The sequence below is a fragment of the Bacillus sp. JJ1474 genome, assembly GCF_036965225.1.
In the GTDB taxonomy this organism is placed as follows: Bacteria; Bacillota; Bacilli; order Bacillales; family Cytobacillaceae; genus Cytobacillus.
In genome coordinates this window covers 21,246-21,474 of record NZ_JBALPC010000152.1, presented here as the reverse complement: position 1 = coordinate 21,474, position 229 = coordinate 21,246, and the positions used below count along the sequence as shown (strand labels likewise).

Sequence of the window (229 nt, the reverse complement as noted above, 5' to 3'; positions counted from 1 at the left end):
CAGTAGATTTATTTTGGTCTTAGTGGGTTGCACTTTCCTCATCATTGTATGAGAGCTTTTTTTGTGTGAGACAACTATTAACTTGTAAAATGCCGGTTAGTTTAGGTAATCGTCCCTTTTTCTCAAAGAACATCTGAAATGGAAGGAGGTTGAATTTATGCCTCGCTTTGAAGATGAATTCGAAAGAAGAAGAAGCGACTTCGATGATTTCTTCGATGATATCTTCGAT

General features: G+C 36.7%; 1 protein-coding gene. It reads right to left on the bottom strand.

Annotated features, from left to right (window positions below; all coding sequences use genetic code 11):
- Positions 1–19: 19 nt before the first annotated feature.
- Positions 20–229: hypothetical protein (locus V7164_RS17750; RefSeq protein WP_335354756.1), on the bottom strand; the 210-nt coding region annotated here is incomplete at its 5' end.